The organism is Nocardiopsis sp. LOL_012 (assembly GCF_048060475.1).
Lineage (GTDB): Bacteria > Actinomycetota > Actinomycetes > Streptosporangiales > Streptosporangiaceae > Nocardiopsis.
In genome coordinates this window covers 74,358-90,280 of record NZ_JBHMIV010000015.1, presented here as the reverse complement: position 1 = coordinate 90,280, position 15,923 = coordinate 74,358, and the positions used below count along the sequence as shown (strand labels likewise).

Genomic DNA, 15,923 nt, shown 5'->3' with positions numbered 1-15,923 from the left:
GGCCCTCGACCGGTGTGAACACTTGGGGCTACACGTAAGGCGGGATCGAAATGGGCACGAGCGCTCGACGTCAGGAAGCCAGCGCGGCACTCCAGCGCGACTGGGAGACCAACCCCCGGTGGGCCGGTATCGAGCGCACCTACTCCGCTGACGACGTGGTCAAGCTGCGCGGATCGGTCACCGAGGAGCACACGCTGGCCCGCCGCGGCTCCGAGCGCCTCTGGGACCTGCTGCACACCGAGGACTACGTCAACAGCCTCGGCGCCCTCACCGGCAACCAGGCGGTCCAGCAGGTGCGGGCCGGCCTGAAGGCCATCTACCTGTCCGGCTGGCAGGTCGCGGCCGACGCCAACCTCTCCGGCCACACCTACCCGGACCAGAGCCTCTACCCGGCCAACTCGGTCCCCAATGTCGTCCGCCGCATCAACAACGCCCTCCTGCGCGCCGACCAGATCACCTGGGCCGAGGGTGACGACAGCGCCCCCGAGTGGCTCGCCCCGATCGTCGCCGACGCCGAGGCCGGCTTCGGCGGCACCCTCAACGCCTACGAGCTCATGAAGGCCATGATCGCCGGCGGCGCCGCGGGCGTGCACTGGGAGGACCAGCTCGCCTCCGAGAAGAAGTGCGGCCACCTGGGCGGCAAGGTCCTCATCCCGACCAGCCAGCACGTCAAGACGCTGAACTCCGCCCGCCTCGCCGCGGACGTCGCCGGCGTCCCGAGCCTGGTCATCGCCCGCACCGACGCGCAGGCCGCCACGCTGATCACCAGCGACATCGACGAGCGCGACCAGCCCTTCATCACCGGCGAGCGCACCGCGGAGGGCTTCTACCGCTTCCGCAACGGTGTCGAGGCCTGTGTCGCCCGCGGCTTGGCCTACGCCCCGCACTCCGACCTGCTCTGGATGGAGACCGCGACGCCGGACCTGGAGGTCGCCCGCGACTTCGCCGAGCGCATCAAGGCCGAGTACCCGGACCAGATGCTGGCCTACAACTGCTCGCCCTCCTTCAACTGGAAGCGCCACCTGGACGACGCGACCATCGCCAAGTTCCAGCGCGAGCTCGGCCACATGGGCTACAAGTTCCAGTTCATCACCCTGGCCGGCTTCCACTCGCTCAACTACTCGATGTTCAACCTGGCCAAGGGCTACGCCCAGAACGGGATGACCTCCTACGTCGAGCTCCAGGAGGCCGAGTTCGCGGCCGAGGCGCAGGGCTACACCGCCACCCGCCACCAGCGCGAGGTCGGCACCGGCTACTTCGACGCCATCAGCACGACCATCGCCCCCGAGGCCAGCACCACGGCCCTCACCGGCTCCACCGAGGAAGACCAGTTCTCAGAGGCTCACTGAGACTCAGGTCTTCGTTCCCCGACGGCCGTCCCCTCCCCGCTTTCGTGGCTGGGGCGGGGCGGGACGGCCGTCCCCCCGGCCGTCGGCCGCGCGCGGTCCGTGTCACACGCCGCGCGGCCGACGGCCGCCTCACGTCCGAGGCGGCCACACACGGCACGTACATTGCTTCGTGTGACCGACAAGACCCACGACACCCCTAGCACCAGCACGGACACGCCCTCCGTGCCGCCCACCTCCCCGCGCCTGCTGCGCGGGGAGGTGCTGTGCGTTTTGGCCCTGTCCCTGATCCCCGCCGCGGTATACGCGGTCATCGCCTTCGCGGGCGTGCTGACCGCCCCGGAGCCGCTGTCCGAACAGACCGCGAGCCTGGTGAACCCGCGGGCGAACGACCGCCCCTGGCTGGACCTGTCGCGCCAGCTCGCCTCGGTGGCCTTCGCGCTCGTCCCCGTGCTGCTAGCCGTGCACCTGCTCCAGCGCACGGGCGAGGGCGCGCGCACCATCGGCTTCGACGTGCGCCGACCGGGGCCTGACCTGGCCGCGGGCGCGGCACTGGCGGCGGTGATCGGCGCGGGCGGGCTGGCCGTGTACGTGTTCTCGTGGCAACTGGGCCTGACGGTGACGGTCCGGCCCAGCAGCCTGGACGGCAACTGGTGGGACGTGCCGGTCCTGGTGCTCCAGGCGGCCAAGAACGGGATCCTCGAAGAGGTGATCGTGGTCGGCTACCTGCTGCACCGGCTGGGGCAGCTCGGGTGGTCGCCGTGGAAGGCCGTGCTGGCGAGTTCGGTGCTCAGAGCGTTCTACCACCTGTACCAGGGGGTGGGGATGTTCTTCGGCAACCTGGTGATGGGGCTGGTCTTCGGCTGGTTCTACACCCGCTACGGCCGGGTGATGCCCCTGGTGGTCGCGCACACCCTCATCGACATCGTGGCCTTCGTCGGCTCGGTGTACCTCATCGGCCGCGTCGACTGGCTGCCGGGCTGACCCGTTCCAGGGCGTCCTCCAGGTGGCGGGGGCGCCCCAGCGCCTGGCCCGCGACCGCGTTGGCCGCGGCCAGGACCAGCATGAGCAGCAGCGGGGCGTGCCAGCCGCCGGAGCTCTCGTGCAGGAACCCGAAGAGGAAGGGCCCCGCGCCGCCCATCAGGTAGCCCAGCCCCTGGCTGGCGGCCGACATCGCGGCGGTGCCCGCGCCCGTGCGGGTGCGCAGCGCGAACGAGGTCAGGGCGAACACGAAGCTGCCGCCCATGGCCACTCCGAGGAACGTCGTCCACAGCCACACCCCCGCCAGCGGCGCGAACCACAGGCCCGCGATGCCCGCGAGGTAGGCCGCGGTGAACACGGCGGCGACCGGCCGCTGGTCGCCCATCCGGGTGAGCAGCAGGGGCAGGAACAGGGAGACGGGCACCCCCAGCAGGCTGAGGTAGGACAGCGCCAGCCCCGCCGTCTGGGGGTCCATGCCCTGGTCGCGCAGCATCTGGACGTACCAGCCGAACATGATGTAGGCCACCGCGGACTGCGTACCGAAGTACAGGACGCTCTGCCGTCCCAGCCCCGTGCGCAGCACCCGCAGGGGGCTCGCCCCGGGTCCCTGTCCGCCCGCCCCGCCGCCGCGCCGCAGGACCAGCAGCCACGGCAGGAGGGCCGCGACCCCGAACAGGGCGTAGGAGCCCAGGGCGATCCGCCACTGCCCGGTGGCCTGTTCCAGGGGAACGGTGGCCCCGGCCGCGAGCGCGGTGCCCACCGCGAGGGCGGTGGTGTACACCGTCGTCATCAGGCCCACGCGGTCGGGGAAGTGCTGCTTGACCAGGGTGGGCAGCAGGACGTTGCCCACCGCTCCCCCGGACAGCGCCAGGGCGCTCAGCGCGAGGAAGGGCCAGGGGCCGTCGGCCAGGGCGCGGCCGGCGAGCCCGGCGGCCAGCGCAGTGAGCGCGTACACCATCAGGCGGTGCCCGCCCAGGCTCCTCGACAGGAGGGGGGTGAGCCCGCCCAGGAGGGCGAAGCACAGCACCGGAAGGGTGGTCAGGAGCCCGGCCTGTACCGCGGACATGCCCAGGCCGCGGGAGACCTCGTCGAGCACGGCTCCGACACTGGTGATGGCGGTGCGCAGGTTGAGGGCGGCCAGCGCGACACCGGCTGCCATCAGGGAAAGCACGGTTCTACGTGAGGCCGCGGCGGCGCCGCTCCCCGCCTGGGGAGCGTCCGCGGCCGAGGCCCGCGCGGCGGCATCGGAGCTCATAGGGGGTGCCTCGCATATTTGTAGGATGACCCGATGTACTTCATGACCATAACGCATTCCCGTTCGTGGACGCCTACCCGCCCGTACTGGTCTAAGCTCCGGCGTAACCGATCCGAATCAGCGCACTGGCCCCGTCATCAGACGAACCGCCCCTAGGAGGAAGCGTGCCCCTCGCCTCGACACGCCGGACCGGTCTCGTTGACCAGGTCATCAACCAGTTACGAGCCCAGATCGACTCGGGTGAGTGGGGCGTGGGCGACCGCATCCCCACCGAGTCGGAGCTCTCCGACCAGTTGGAGGTGGGCCGCAACACCGTGCGCGAGGCGGTCCGGGCCCTCGCCCACGCCGGCCTGCTGGAGATCCGGCAGGGGGCGGGCACGTTCGTCCGCGCCTCCAGTGAGCTCGGCGGCGCCCTGCGACGGCGCCTCGAACGCTCCAGGCTGCGCGAGAACCTGGAGGTGCGCCGCGCGCTGGAGGTCGAGGCGGCGCGCCTGGCCGCCCTGCGGCACAGCGACGAGGACATGGCCGACATCGACCGGGCCATAGCCCTGCGCGAGGAGGCCTGGCGGGCGCACGACACCGGCGCCTTCGTGGAGGCCGACTTCTCCCTGCACCGGGCGATCGTCAACGCCACACACAACACGCTGCTCGTCGAGCTCTACGACGACATCGCACAGGTGGTCTACGCGAGCATCGCGCACACCGCCTACGAGAAGGACGGGGAGACCGACACCCGCCCCTCCTCGACCTCGGCCGCCGTCGGCCTGGACCACGCCGCACTGGTGGAGGCGGTCCGCTCCGGCGACCCGGCGGCCGCGGCGCGTGAGGCGACCTGCTACATCGAGGAAGCGCTCTCACTCGCCCAGGAATGAGAGCGAGGGGCCCCGACCGGGCCCGCCCATCCCCCTTCGCTTCCCCCTCGCCCCCTCCCACCACGGACCGTCCCGTTGGAAGTGGGACGCCCCCGCCCCCGCACGGGGCGCCCCCACGCCCCTCAAACGGGCGCCCACTCGGCGGGCCGCTCCCCTCCACGGCGCTCCTTGCGCACCCTCAGGTGGTCCCAGGTCTCCACGTACCCCACCCCCGGTGCCGCCCGGACCGTCTCCAGCGCCTCCACCAGGCCGCACCGGTCGGACGCGGTGAGCGTGCCGACCACGTCGTAGCGGCCAAAGCCGCTCGCCAGGAAGGACACCCGGGGCATGGTCGCGACCGCCGACGCCAGCGCCTCGGCGTCCCCCCGGCACCGCAGCCCGAACCCGAGCTGCTCGTTCGCGCCCGCGGCAGAGGGTTCGGCGATCGCGGTGACGTGCACGACCCCCGAGCTCAGCAGGCGCACGACCCTGGACCGGGCCGCCGCCTGCGACAGCCCCACCTGGCGCGCCAGGTCGGCGTAGGAGGCTCGTCCGTCCTTGAGCAGCAGGCGCACCAGCCGCCAGTCCAGGGCGTCCAGGTCCACCTCGCGCAGCTCACGCACGCTGCTGTGGGCGTCCTTGAACACGGCGCTCGCGCGGAACACCTCCGCGCTCTCCACCCCCGGCATCGCTCGCAGCTCCGCGAGCTCCTTGGCGAGCGCACCGTCGTCGGCCACCCGGACCTGCGCGACGGCCGGGAAGCGCCCGGCCGACTGGGCGGCGAACGTCACCGCCTCCCGCTCGTCCAGTGCCTCCATCAGCGGCCCCGAGGGGCCGTGGACGCGGAACGACACATGGCCCAGGACCTCCATACCGACGACTCCGGCGTGGAGCACGCCCACGATTCTGATGGCCCCCGAACGGACGAGCTGGCGCACTCTGGCGCGCACGGCCGTCCTGGACAGGCCGACCCCGTCGGCCAGGGCCTGGAACGTCGCTCTGCCGTCCCCCTGCAACGCGCGCATCAGCGCGACGTCAACCGCATCGAGCACGATGGTGCCTCTTTCGTTCCCATGACGCCGCTCTTCCCCCGAACGGCACCCCCTCCTGCGGCCAGATCATCGCAGCTACGGGACGACTCCACTACCGATCGCGAAAGAAAACGGCCGCTTCGCCCATGTGAACGACGGGAAAGCGCCGTCCAACCACTCAGTGACGACATCCCCCGTACATAACAGACTTGTATAGAAGATCAAGAATGAGCCAACCCCCGCACCCACAACCCAGACAAAAGGTCCACACTGAACAGAGGGGCTCCGCGCGGTAGGCGTCGAGCGCCCCGCGCGTCGTGCGCGCCGAAGGTCCTATGACCCGTTCGGCGGCGCAGCGGGGGAATCCGGGGCACCCCTCGAACACGTGCACATGACAGAAGCGCCCGGTGACATACCAGGGCGCCCGGTGCGTGCCGTCGACCGGTGGGCGTTCGGCCGCACCGCGACACGGGGACACAGCACCCCCGCGGCAGGAGAGGAATCGCCGGTGGCTGGCGGAGAAGAGCGGCAAGAGAAGGGGCCCGGGGTCCGACGGGGCACGCGACTGGCCCTGCTGTGGACCGCGGTATCGGTCCCGCTGCCGGGCGCGGCGCACCTGCGGATGGGCCGTCGCCGGTCGGGGGCCCTGATCCTGGGTGTGTACCTGCTGATCGTCGCCGCTCTCGCGGCCGCGGCCGTGTGGATCGCCTCCGACGCGTCGGGGGCGACGACCCGGCTGGCCGGTATCGCCGTGCAGAGCCGGTGGCTCCTGGCCGCCATGGCCGGGGTGTTCGCGGCGGCGGTGCTGTGGATGGCGGTCATCGTGCACTCCTGGACGATCACCCGGCCTCCGGGCGCCGCGATCGGCCGACAGGTGCTAGGCGCCGCGACCGTCCTCCTCCTCTGCCTGGCGGTGGCCGTGCCCTCCGGCATGGTCCTGCACGCCGGATACACCGCCCACCAGACGCTGGCCTCGCTCTTCGGCTCGCCCGAGTCCGACGGCGAGCCCCCGCACGACGACGCGGACCCCTGGAACGGGGCCGACCGGGTCAACGTCCTGCTCCTGGGGTCGGACTCGGCGGAGAACCGCTACGGGACGCGCACCGACTCGATGATGGTCGCCAGCATCGACACCGAGACCGGTGACACCGTGCTCATCGGACTGCCCCGCAACCTGGAGGACGCGCAGTTCCCGACGGGCACGGCGCTGGCTGAGCGCTACCCGCCGCCGTGGGGTTTCGACGACCTCCTCAACGAGGTGTACCAGACGGTCGCCGAGGACCCCGGGGCGCTGGCCATCAACCCGACCGCGGTGGATCCCGCCGCCGACACCCTCAAGGCCGTCATCGGCTACAACATCGGCCTGGACGTGAAGTACTACGCGATGGTCGACATGCTGGGCTTCCGTGACCTGATCGACGCCGTGGGCGGTATCCAGGTCCTCATCGAGGAGCCGATCCCCTACGGGGTCCACGGCGGTGTCCTGGAGCCCGGTCTGCGCCGGCTCGACGGTTACGAGGCGCTCTGGTACGGGCGCTCGCGGGTCAACTCCGACGACTACGGGCGCATGGGCCGCCAGGGCTGCCTGATCAAGTACGTGGCCGACCAGATCGACCCGGCCACGGTCCTGACCGGCTACCGGGAGCTGGCGGGCGCGACCCAGCGCACGCTGACCACGGACATCCCGCAGACCAAGGTGCCCGCGTTCATCGAACTGGCCGACCTGGTCGGCGGCTCCGGTTCGATGAGCACCCTCCAGTTGTCGCCCCCGCAGGTGTACACCGGCAACCCGGACTGGGAGATGGTCAAGGCCCTGGTCGCCGAGGCGCTGGGCACCGGCGGCGACGCGCTGCCCGCCGGCCCCTCGGCCTCCCCCTCCGCCTCGCCGGGGGACGGCGTCCAGGAGAGTCCGGGCGACGGCACCGGGCCCTCCCCCGAGGACGGCCTCACCGAGTGGCAGGAGTACACCGGCCTGGAGGAGCCGGCCCCCGCCGACCCCGGCCGCCAGGTGGGCGAGGACGCCATCGACCTGAACACCCTCTGCCCCTGAGGAACGGCGTCCACAAAGGGCCGCTCTTCCCCATTTTCAGGATAGATAAACATAAAGAACCCCATATGACCGGAACCGGCCATATGGGGTTCTTCGCTTTGTCGCGGACCAGAGCCCGTGTGACCCTTGGCGCCGTGACGAACGCGCAGCTCTGGACCCTCATCGCGCTGGGCGCCTTCCACGGCCTGCACCCGGGCATGGGCTGGCTCCTGGCCGTGTCACGGGGCATGCAAGAGGGCGGGCGGAGGCAGGTCCTGCGCTCGGTCCCAGCGATCGCGGCGGGGCACGCCTTGAGCGTCGGCGTGGCGGCGGTCGCCATCACCGTCACCGGTTCGGCCACCGCGTCGGTCCTCTTCCCCGTGGCCGGCGGCGCCCTGATCGTCCTGGCCGGACTGTGGATGCTGCTCTCGCACCGGCACTTCCACTGGCGCGAGGTGCGACTGCCCCTGTGGCAGGTCTGCGCGTGGTCGTTCCTGATGGCCTCGGCCCACGGGGCGGGGCTGATGCTCATGCCGGTGCTGGCGGGCCGGCTCGCCCACGCCCACGGGGGACACGGCCACGGGGGACACGCAGCCGAGGCCTCCGCCACTGGTGTGCCGGAAGCCTCCTCGGGGACCGTGGCCACCGCCGCGGAGGGGACGTGGACTCTGTGGGACGCGACCCTGCTCGGCCTGGCGGCGACGGGGGTGCACACCGCGGCCATGTTCTGTGCGGCGGCCGTGGCCGCCCTCCTGGCCTACGACTTCCTCGGCTCCCACGCGCTGAAGTGGCGCGGGGTCACGATGGACCGGGTCTGGGCACTGACCCTGCTGCTGGGCGGCGCGTTCGTCCTGTGGTCGGTTCTCTGAGGAGAAACTCCGGCCGGGCCCCGTCCGTTGTCCGGACGGGAACCCCCTCCACGCACGGAGGGGGCCGGTGGCGACGGACGGGACGAAGGCGCATGAGCGGGGACGCGGTGCACAGGAAGCGGTCCAGAAGCCGGTGGCGGGGGCCGCTGACCTCCCTCGCGGTACTGGCGGCACTGGCCGTCGCGGCCGTCCTCGCCGTGAGGTGGATCGCCGAACGCGCCGACCCCTCCCTCACACCCCCCTGGGGGCCGGAGTGCGCCGCGTGGGTGGGCGAGGAGAGCTTCCCCCTCGATCGCGACCAGGCCCAGCGTGCGACCACCGCGGCCGCCGTCCTGGCCCAGGGGGAGGCCGCACCGGTCGCCGCGCCCGACACCGCCGACATCCCCGAACCCGTGATGGCCGCCCTGGTGGAGGGACCCGAGGGGGATGCCGGACCGTCGCTGACCTGCCGGTCCGGCAAGAACCCCGACCTGGCGGTCCAGGAGGACCTGGAGCCGTCCGGCCTCACGGCGCGCGCCGAACGCCTCAGACAGGGCATGCAGGGCGTCTTCGGCGGCCTGTCCCTGGGCGGCTACACCCCCGGCGGCTACAACACCGGGCACGGCGAGCGGTCGGCCCACTACGAGGGGCGGGCCATCGACGTCTTCTACCGGCCGGTCGACGAGGGCAACCGCCGCTCGGGCTGGGTCCTGGCGCACTGGCTGATCGCGCACGCCCCGGACTACGAGATCGACGTCATCATCTTCGACGACCGCATCTGGAGCACCTACCGCCCCTCCATGGGCTGGCGCGACTACGACGCGCCCGACCCCGGCAACGAGATCCTGCGGCACCTGGACCACGTGCACGTGGACGTGCAGCGCGGCACCGGTTCGGGTTCCCAGGGCTGAGGCCCCGGGCGGCCCTCGAAGCGCGCCCCGGGAGCCGCCCGCGCGCCCCTCACCCCTCCAGCCGGAACCCGACCTTCAGGCCCACCTGGTAGTGCCCGATGACGTTGTCCTCGATGTGACCGCGGATCTCGGTCACCTCGAACCAGTCGAGGCCGCGCAGGCTGGTCGAGGCCCGGCCGATGCCGTTGCGGATGGCGTCGTCGACCCCGTCGGGCGAGGTGCCGACGATCTCCGTGACGCGGTACGTGTGGTGAGACATGAGCGCCCCCTGGGCTGTCGTTGCGCGGCCTCCCGGTCCCTGGCTCCGGGATCCCCAACGGCCACACTGGACGACACCGCCGCTGAAGGCGGCCGACACGCGGGGGCGATGGTAGGACTTTGCCCCTCACTGGCGTGATAGAGGAATCCCCTTGGGGCGGAAGCGACACGGGGTGCGCCCTGGCCCGGAGCCCTTGACGGGAAAGGACGGGCAAAGTGTCAGATTAGCCCTGACCTGGGACTTAAGGCCCATGTCCGGCGGGACTGTCCCGAGACAACGTCGTAATCAGCTCTTGACGTACCCCCGGGGGCTGCGGTGTACATTGGGTTCTAGCGCTTCGGTCCCCCGTCGGAGCGCGGGGTGATGTTTCGAGCCCCCGTCGAAACATCACACGCGACGCCGGGTGGTTTGCCCCCGTAACCACCCGGCGTCGCCTTTTTCTGCCGCCGGTCGGCGGCTTTGACCGCACGTGGCCGCGTCTTTACCGCGGGCCACCGACGACTGCCTTGGGGACAGGATTGAGTCATCCCGACACCACCGAGCCCCCGCGCTGCTCCCGGCGGGACTGCCGCGCGAACGCCCGGTGGGCGCTGGTGTGGAACAACCCGAAGCTGCACACACCGGACCGCCGGAAGGTGTGGACGGCGTGCGACGAACACCGCGAGTACCTGTCGAACTTCCTGGACCTGCGCGGGTTCCTGCGCGAGGTCGTGCCGATGGACGAGTTCGAGGGCTGAGATGAGAGGAGAACGGAGTGCGCCCGTCCACGGCGCACCCCGTTCCACCACTCAGCTTACGGCGACCCGCCAAGCGCTCAGGCGCACCGGCGCTTGCGAGGGACCTCCGCCTCACCGGTCCAGGCGACGGCGGGCGCGCTCCAGGTCCTCGGGGGTGTCGACGTCGAAGGCGTCCCCGCCCGGCAGCGGCACCGTCCGGGGTTCCAGCGGGCCGAGCAGGCGGTACAGCGACCGGCCCCCGTAGGCGGCGAGCGCCTCGCGCACGGCGGCGGTGCGCCAGAGTCCGGTGAGCCACTGCTCGCGCCCCTCGGCGTCCACGTACACCGCCCCGGTGTCCGCCCCGGTGAGAGCGGCGGAGAGTTCCTCCAGGTGGGCCGGGGCCAGGTGCGGCAGGTCGGCGGCCAGCAGCGCGAACCACTCCCGCTCCACGTGCGCCAGTCCGGCGCGCAGAGCCGGGACCGGCCCCGATCCGGGCGGGTCCTCGCGGACGTAGCGGGCGCGCGGGCTCCCGCGCTCGGGTCCGACCACGGTCAGGCCCGCGTCGGGGGTGTGGGCGCGGACCGCCTCGGCGACCCGTTCCAGCAGGGTCCGCCCGCCCACGACCAGGCCGGGCTTGTCGGCGCCGCCCAGGCGGCGCGCCCCTCCCCCGGCCAGGACGACCGCGTCCAGGCGGAGGGCGCGTGTGCTCGTCATGCCCCCAGCCTGCACCACGGGTTCAACCCTTGACGCACACCACCTGCCGCAGGTGGTGGACCACCTCGACCAGGTCGGTCTGCGCCTCGATCACCGACTCCAGGTCCTTGTAGGCGCCGGGGATCTCGTCCACCACGCCCAGGTCCTTGCGGCACTCCACGCCCCGGGTCTGCTTCTCCAGGTCCACCTTGGTGAAGGTCTTGCGGGCCTTGGTGCGGCTCATCCGGCGGCCCGCCCCGTGCGAGGCGGAGTTGAACGAATCGGGGTTGCCCAGGCCGCGGACGATGTAGGTGCCCGTCGCCATGCTGCCGGGAATGATCCCGAGGTCGCCCGCTCCGGCGCGGATGGCGCCCTTGCGGGTGACGAGCACGTCCACCCCGTCGTAGGTCTCCTCTGCCACGTAGTTGTGGTGGCAGGAGATCCACTGCCCGAAACCGGTTCCGGGGACCTGCTCGGCCAGTGCGCGGCAGGCCAGGCCCATCATGACGTCGCGGTTGCGCCGCGCGTAGTCCTGGGCCCAGAACAGGTCGCGGCGGTAGGCGTCCATCTCGGGGGTCCCGGTGACGAACACCGCCAGGTTCCGGTCGGGCAGGTCCTGGTTGTGCGGCAGGGAGCGCGCCTGTCCGATGTGGTGGTCGGCCAGTTCCTTGCCGATGTTGCGCGAACCGGAGTGCAGCACGAGCCAGACGGCGCCGTCGTCGTCCAGGCACACCTCCAGGAAGTGGTTGCCGCCGCCGAGGCTGCCCATCTGGCGGCGGGCGCGCTCCAGACGGGGGTGCACAGCCTCGGCGAGACCGCCGAAGCCCTCCCAGAACCGGTCCCAGCCCCGGCTGCGCAGGCCGGGCACGGTGGAGGGGTCGACGGGTTCGTCGTGGAAGCGGAAGCCGACGGGGATCGCCGCCTCCAGGGCCGAGCGCAGGCGGCGCAGGTCGTCGGGCAGGCGCTCGGCGGTCAGGTCGGTGCGCACCGCGGTCATGCCGCAGCCGATGTCGACGCCCACGGCGGCGGGGCTGACGGCGTCGCGCATGGCGATGACCGAACCGACGGTGGCGCCCTTGCCGTAGTGCACATCGGGCATCACGGCCAGGCCGTGGATCCATGGCACTCCGGCGGCGTTGCGGAGCTGGTCCATGGCCTGGGGCTCGACCCCCTCGGGGTCGGCCCACATGCGGATGGGCACCCGTCCGCCTCGGACCTCGGTGTAGGGCATGGCAGGCCACCTCGCTCTCCCGGTTCGGGCCTGTGCGGGGCGGACCCGGTGTCCGCCCCGGCATATCAAGCCAGAAACACGCGGGACGGACCAATGGTTTTCCGCCGCCGACTCCGGCCCCACCGGAGCAGAAGGTGCATAGGGTAGTGCTTCAGATCACTACCAGCCTAACGAGAAAGCCCGTATGCGGACCCATGCGGTCCCACCGCGCCTCAAGCGCACCGTCCGTCCCGAACGGGTGCCCACGCCCCGCGTGGACGAGGTGGCGAAGGACCCCGAGGGGGTCTGGGCCTTCGTCCGCCGCAGCGGCACCCCGCTGGTCGGGGAGGCCGATGACGAGGGCCGCCGCACCGTCACCTTCCTGTGGCGGGGCGGCGACGGACTCGCCGACGTCCTGCTGGTGGCCAACAAGATCGCCGACGCCGACTCCTACGGCCACTGCCGGATGGAGCGCGTGCCCGGTACCGACGTGTGGCACCTGACCTACCGCATGCGCGGCGACTGGCGCTCCTCCTACACCGTCGCCCCCGTGCCCGCCGGTGCCGCAGCGGGCGACCCCGCGGACCTGCCCGAGACGCTGCGGGTCCGCCGCGAGCGCGCCATGGCCGTCTCCGAACCCGGGGACCGCCCGGCCGTCGCCCGCTGGTTCGCCGCCCTCGCCCACACAGTGCCCGACCCGTTCTCGCGCGAACGCCTCGACTGCGCGGCGTCCGTGGTCTCGCTGCCCGAGGCCCCGAAGGCGCTCGGCTCCCACGCCGCCCCGGCGCGCCGCCGAGGCCGACCGGCTGCCCGACCGCGTCCACCTGTCGGCGGCACCTACGAGTGGTCGCTGCTGGACCCCGGTCGGCGGCTGCGCGACGCGCTGGACGAGCGCGGCGGCGCGCTGGGGCACCCCCCGTTCTCCGTCGTGCTGGAGGAGTACCACGGCGGCCACGACCGCGCCTGTTGGCGGGCCGGGCTGCCGGGCGCCCTGGCCTTCGTCACCCACGACTGGGAGCGCTAGCTCCCCTGCCGCTCGGCGGGCGGCAGGCTCACGACGGCGTCGATCTCCACCAGCACGCCGGGCTGGAAGAGCGCGTCGACACCGATCAGGGCGCTGGACGGTGGCACCGCGTCGCCGATGAACCGGTCGCGCGCTCCGCGGACCAGGGGGACGAGGTCGGGGGTCAGGCCCACGGCGAAGACCGTGACTCGCACCAGGTCCCCGACCCCCGCGCCCAGTCGGTGGAGTGTGTCGGCCACGTTGTCGAAGGCCTGGTCGATCTGTGCGCCGAACCCCTCCGGCAGGCGTCCGCCAGCGTCGAGGGGGACGTGTCCGGAAAGGTAGGCGAGCCGCCCGCCCTCGACGACGACCGCCGGTGAGACACCGGGGATCACCTCGTCGCCCACGTGTGTGAGACGGCCGCCCGCCGTCCGTTCCCGCGTACCCGACGTACTCATGTGGCGCTCCTCTACGGTCCGGTGCGGCGCACGGCGCGCCCTACCACCGCCACAATAAAACCAACTAGTTGGTTTTTTCAACCGGCACGACGAACCCCTCACCAAGAAACAGGGCTCCGCTCCCCCCAGGGGGTGTCGGCCGCCGCGCGGCGGCCGACACCGGACTACCCGCCGATAGCGGACATGGGACGTGCGGGCTGGAGGAAGGCGGGATCGTCGATGCCGTGGCCGGGCAGCTTGGCGGCCACGGCCGAGATCCAGCGCTCGGCGATCTCGTCGTCGGTGGCGCCCTCGCGCAGCGGGGTGCGCAGGTCGGACTCCTCCCGGGCGAACAGGCAGTTGCGGATCTGGCCGTCGGCGGTCAGGCGCACGCGGTCGCAGGCGCCGCAGAAGGGCCGGGTGACCGAGCCGATGACGCCGACGGTGGCCGGCTCCCCGTTGGGGAACCGCTCGCCCAGTACGTGGAAGAGCTCGGCGGGGGCGCTGCCGCGCGTGTCGGCGTCGGCCGCCTCCAGGGTGAAGTCGGCTTCCAGGCTCGCGAGGATGTCGTCGGCGGTGACCATGGTGTCGCGGCGCCAGCCGTGCTGGGCGTCCAGCGGCATCTGCTCGATGAAGCGCAGTTCGTAGCCGCGGTCGACGCAGTAGCGCAGCAGGTCGGCGGCCTCGTCGTCGTTGACGCCGCGCATGAGCACGGCGTTGACCTTGACGGGGGTGAGCCCGGCCTCGGCGGAGCCCGCGAGGCCGTCGAGGACGTCCTGGAGGCGGCGGCGGCGCGCGAGTTCCTCGAACACGTCGGGGCGCAGGGTGTCGAGGGAGACGTTGACCCGGTCCAGTCCGGCCTCGGCGAGGGCGGGGGCCATGCGGGCCAGGCCGATGCCGTTGGTGGTGAGGGCGGTGTGGGGGCGGGGCGCGAGGGCGGTGGTGCCCGCGATGATGCCGGGCAGGCCGCGGCGGAGCAGGGGTTCGCCGCCGGTGAAGCGGACCTCGGTGATGCCGAGGCGGGTGACGCCGATGCCGATCAGGCGGAGGAGTTCACCGTCGGTGAGCAGTTCGGGCTTGGGCAGCCACTCCAGGCCCTCGGGGGGCATGCAGTAGGTGCACCTGAGGTTGCAGCGGTCGGTGAGCGACACGCGGAGGTCGGTCGCCACGCGCCCGTAGGAGTCGGCCAGCACGAGCGTCACCCTCTCCAGTCGAGATTTGTGTGGGTTTGACTCGGATCAGCCAATCCGAGGCGTCCCCAGGGTTAAGAGTAGAAGATCACTTTTAACAGTGAGTAAGGCTCATTGCACCTTATGTCGTCTTTTGTCGTTGATCGGCGGGGCACGCCCGCCTGCCTGGGACGCCGTGGAACACACGCACGGTGATCGTTATCCGCCCGATGCACGCCGTCCGCCGGTGCAACACCAACCTGCACAACGGTCACACCGGTCGATCTCCTCCCCAACCGTAGCCCCCGAACGTGTGCACCACCGTAATGTGTCTCCCGACGGACAAGGGAGACTGAGGCACCATGATCACCACACGCGAATGGGCGCTGGCAGGCGGCCCTGACGGCTCCGGGAAACTGGCGGCACGGGCCTGGGCACCCGCCGAGGGCGAACCGGCCTGGCTGGCGGTCCTGGTCCACGGCTACGGCGAACACCTGGGACGCTACGAACAACTGGCCGCCGACCTGGTCGGCGCGGGCGCGGTGGTCTACGGCGCCGACCACCGGGGCCACGGCGCCTCCTCCGGCGAGCGGGTGCTGGTGGAGGACTTCGCCGGCGTGGTGGAGGACGTGCACCGCGTCGTCACCCAGGCCCGCACCGCCTACCGCTCGATCCCCCTGGTCCTCATCGGCCACTCGATGGGCGGGCTGATCGCCGCGCGCTACGCCCAGACGCACCCGGAGGAGGTCGGCGCGCTCGTCCTGTCCTCACCCGTGCTCGGGCGCTGGGAGGTCCTGGAGATCCTGGCCGGGCTCGACGAGATGCCGGACGTGCCCATCGACCCGGACTCGCTCTCCCGCGACCCCTCCGTGGGTGCCGCCTACGCCGAGGACCCGCTGGTCTGGCACGGCCCGTTCAAGAAGCCGACGGTCCTGGCCATGCTCACCGAACTGGACCGGATCACCGAGGCCGGCAGTACCGGCGTCCCGCTGCTGTGGCTGCACGGCTCCGCCGACTCCCTCGTGCCCCTGGAGGGCACAAAGCGCGGCATCATGGCCTACGCGGGCGCCGACGCCACCATGCGGATCTTCCCCGAGGGCCGGCACGAACTGTTCAACGACACCGACCGCGACGAGGCCGTGGCCGAGGTGCTGCGGTTCGTCCGCCGCTTCGTCCCCGCCTGA

Annotated in this window: 16 protein-coding genes; 9 read left to right on the top strand and 7 right to left on the bottom strand. The window is 72.0% G+C overall.

What is annotated here, in order from left to right; translation table 11 throughout:
• The first annotated feature begins 50 nt into the window (after positions 1-50).
• Both aceA and ACFHWE_RS12060 read left to right on the top strand, forming a co-directional pair.
• Positions 51-1,349, top strand: coding sequence for an isocitrate lyase (aceA, locus tag ACFHWE_RS12065; RefSeq protein ID WP_028648200.1), 1,299 nt, complete (start codon positions 51-53; stop codon positions 1,347-1,349).
• Between the two features lie 171 nt (positions 1,350-1,520).
• Entirely contained in the window at positions 1,521-2,330 is an 810-nt protein-coding gene (locus ACFHWE_RS12060) for a CPBP family intramembrane glutamic endopeptidase (protein ID WP_416601218.1), read from the top strand.
• Here the strand turns inward: ACFHWE_RS12060 and ACFHWE_RS12055 are convergent.
• Positions 2,299-3,582, bottom strand: a complete 1,284-nt coding sequence (locus tag ACFHWE_RS12055) for an MFS transporter (protein ID WP_416601216.1) — start codon at positions 3,580-3,582, stop codon at positions 2,299-2,301. The genes ACFHWE_RS12060 and ACFHWE_RS12055 overlap by 32 nt on opposite strands.
• A gap of 164 nt (positions 3,583-3,746) precedes the next feature.
• Here ACFHWE_RS12055 and ACFHWE_RS12050 point away from each other — a divergent pair, with 164 nt between their 5' ends.
• Positions 3,747-4,454: a FadR/GntR family transcriptional regulator gene (locus ACFHWE_RS12050; RefSeq protein WP_416601214.1), complete on the top strand. Its 708-nt coding sequence runs from the start codon at positions 3,747-3,749 to the stop codon at positions 4,452-4,454.
• Between the two features lie 122 nt (positions 4,455-4,576).
• On the opposite strand, the gene ACFHWE_RS12045 is transcribed toward ACFHWE_RS12050, so the two are convergent.
• Complete coding sequence (locus ACFHWE_RS12045; protein WP_416601213.1) at positions 4,577-5,485, bottom strand: Lrp/AsnC family transcriptional regulator; 909 nt, start codon at positions 5,483-5,485, stop codon at positions 4,577-4,579.
• Positions 5,486-5,972: 487 nt separating this feature from the next.
• On the opposite strand from ACFHWE_RS12045, the gene ACFHWE_RS12040 reads away from it, so the two are divergent.
• The 3 genes from ACFHWE_RS12040 (at position 5,973) to ACFHWE_RS12030 (ending at position 9,252) form a co-directional block, all read left to right on the top strand.
• Positions 5,973-7,514 (top strand): LCP family protein, encoded by a 1,542-nt coding sequence (locus tag ACFHWE_RS12040; RefSeq protein ID WP_416601212.1) that lies wholly within the window; start codon positions 5,973-5,975, stop codon positions 7,512-7,514.
• Positions 7,515-7,648: 134 nt separating this feature from the next.
• Positions 7,649-8,362, top strand: a complete 714-nt coding sequence (locus ACFHWE_RS12035) for a cell wall anchor protein (protein WP_416601211.1) — start codon at positions 7,649-7,651, stop codon at positions 8,360-8,362.
• A gap of 92 nt (positions 8,363-8,454) precedes the next feature.
• Entirely contained in the window at positions 8,455-9,252 is a 798-nt protein-coding gene (locus ACFHWE_RS12030; RefSeq protein ID WP_416601210.1) for a hypothetical protein, read from the top strand.
• A 49-nt stretch (positions 9,253-9,301) separates the two neighbouring features.
• On the opposite strand, the gene ACFHWE_RS12025 is transcribed toward ACFHWE_RS12030, so the two are convergent.
• The gene (locus ACFHWE_RS12025; protein WP_028648192.1) at positions 9,302-9,511 is read right to left on the bottom strand and encodes a dodecin; all 210 of its coding nucleotides are present in this window, start codon (positions 9,509-9,511) and stop codon (positions 9,302-9,304) included.
• A 518-nt stretch (positions 9,512-10,029) separates the two neighbouring features.
• Here ACFHWE_RS12025 and ACFHWE_RS12020 point away from each other — a divergent pair.
• Positions 10,030-10,248 (top strand): hypothetical protein, encoded by a 219-nt coding sequence (locus tag ACFHWE_RS12020; protein WP_416601209.1) that lies wholly within the window; start codon positions 10,030-10,032, stop codon positions 10,246-10,248.
• A 111-nt stretch (positions 10,249-10,359) separates the two neighbouring features.
• Here the strand turns inward: ACFHWE_RS12020 and mobA are convergent, their stop codons facing one another.
• Positions 10,360-10,941 (bottom strand): molybdenum cofactor guanylyltransferase, encoded by a 582-nt coding sequence (gene mobA, locus ACFHWE_RS12015; RefSeq protein WP_416601208.1) that lies wholly within the window; start codon positions 10,939-10,941, stop codon positions 10,360-10,362.
• 22 nt (positions 10,942-10,963) lie between these two features.
• On the bottom strand, positions 10,964-12,151 hold the full coding sequence (locus tag ACFHWE_RS12010; RefSeq protein ID WP_416601206.1) for an RtcB family protein: 1,188 nt from the start codon (positions 12,149-12,151) through the stop codon (positions 10,964-10,966).
• Between the two features lie 184 nt (positions 12,152-12,335).
• Between ACFHWE_RS12010 and ACFHWE_RS12005 the strand changes: the two genes are divergently transcribed.
• Positions 12,336-13,154, top strand: a complete 819-nt coding sequence (locus ACFHWE_RS12005; RefSeq protein ID WP_416601205.1) for an enterochelin esterase domain-containing protein — start codon at positions 12,336-12,338, stop codon at positions 13,152-13,154.
• Here the strand turns inward: ACFHWE_RS12005 and ACFHWE_RS12000 are convergent.
• The gene (locus ACFHWE_RS12000; protein WP_416601203.1) at positions 13,151-13,591 is read right to left on the bottom strand and encodes a RidA family protein; all 441 of its coding nucleotides are present in this window, start codon (positions 13,589-13,591) and stop codon (positions 13,151-13,153) included. The two genes, ACFHWE_RS12005 and ACFHWE_RS12000, sit on opposite strands and share 4 nt — an antisense overlap.
• A gap of 164 nt (positions 13,592-13,755) precedes the next feature.
• Positions 13,756-14,763: a GTP 3',8-cyclase MoaA gene (gene moaA, locus ACFHWE_RS11995; protein ID WP_416601277.1), complete on the bottom strand. Its 1,008-nt coding sequence runs from the start codon at positions 14,761-14,763 to the stop codon at positions 13,756-13,758.
• 338 nt (positions 14,764-15,101) lie between these two features.
• Here moaA and ACFHWE_RS11990 point away from each other — a divergent pair, with 338 nt between their 5' ends.
• The gene (locus ACFHWE_RS11990; protein WP_416601201.1) at positions 15,102-15,923 is read left to right on the top strand and encodes a lysophospholipase; all 822 of its coding nucleotides are present in this window, start codon (positions 15,102-15,104) and stop codon (positions 15,921-15,923) included.